Here is a 1169-nt window from a genome sequence, read left to right as displayed (position 1 = left end):
GTCTTGGGAAGTTCGTCACGAAATTCTACCAGTTTCGGCACCTTATAGGCAGTCAGATGTTTGCGGCAGTGGGCAATAATCTCGTCCTCCTGCAATTTTGCATCTTTCTTGACCACAAAGATCTTCACCAACTCGCCGGAGACCTTGTGTGGCACACCGACAGCGGCCACTTCCAGCACTTTCGGGTGCAGGGCAACGACATCTTCGATCTCGTTCGGATAGACGTTGAAACCGGAGACCAGGATCATGTCCTTCTTGCGGTCAACGATCTTGAAGAAGCCCTGCTCGTCGCACACCGCGATATCACCGGTACAGAGCCAGCCATCCTGCATCACTTCAGCGGTCGCCTCGGGACGCTGCCAGTAGCCCACCATCACCTGCGGGCCGCGCACCTGCATCTCGCCTGGGGTGCCGAGGGCGTGGATCACCTGACCGTTGTCATCCACCAGCCGGATCTCGGTAGAGCAGACCGGCAGACCGATGGAACCGTTGTAATCAGTCAGATCGTAGGGGCAGACGCTCACCAGTGGCGAACACTCGGTCAGGCCATAGCCTTCCAGCAGCGGGGTATCGGTCAGTGTCTTCCACTTCTCCGCAACCGCGCGCTGCACTGCCATGCCGCCGCCGATGGTGAGCTTGAGCTTGTCAAAGGCGATCCCCTGAAACTCTTCGTTGTTGACCAGCGCATTGAACAGGGTGTTGACCCCGGTAATACAGGTGAAGGGGTACTTCTTGATCTCTTTGACAAAGCCTGGGATGTCGCGCGGGTTGCTGATCAGCAGGTTGTAACCACCGATGCGCATAAAGAGCAGGCAGTTCACGGTCAGGGCGAAGACGTGATAGAGCGGCAGCGCGGTGACCACGAACTCCTTGCCGCGCTCCAGCATGGGGCCGTAGACGCCGAGGCATTGCTCGACGTTGGCAATCATGTTGCGATGGGTCAGCATGGCCCCTTTGGAGAGGCCGGTGGTGCCACCGGTGTACTGCAGGAAGGCGAGATCGTCGTTGGTGATCTCCGGCTTGATGTACTGCAGGAAACGCCCCTTGGAGAGGGCCTGACGCATGGTGGTGGCGTGGGGCAGATTGTATTTCGGCACCAGCTTCTTGACGTACTTGACCACGAAGTTGACCAGGGTGCCCTTGGCCAGCCCCAGGTTGTCACCCATCCG

General features: G+C 58.5%; 1 protein-coding gene. It reads right to left on the bottom strand.

Going from position 1 to position 1169, the window contains the following annotated elements:
- On the bottom strand, nt 1-1169 hold a 1169-nt coding region (locus G5358_RS21175), incomplete at both ends, for an AMP-binding protein (protein ID WP_421324891.1).

Source organism: Aeromonas sp. 604176 (assembly GCF_049170755.1).
Lineage (GTDB): Bacteria > Pseudomonadota > Gammaproteobacteria > Enterobacterales > Aeromonadaceae > Aeromonas > Aeromonas veronii_A.
Note: the sequence above shows the minus strand (reverse complement) of the source record. Positions and strands in the feature narration are given on the sequence as shown.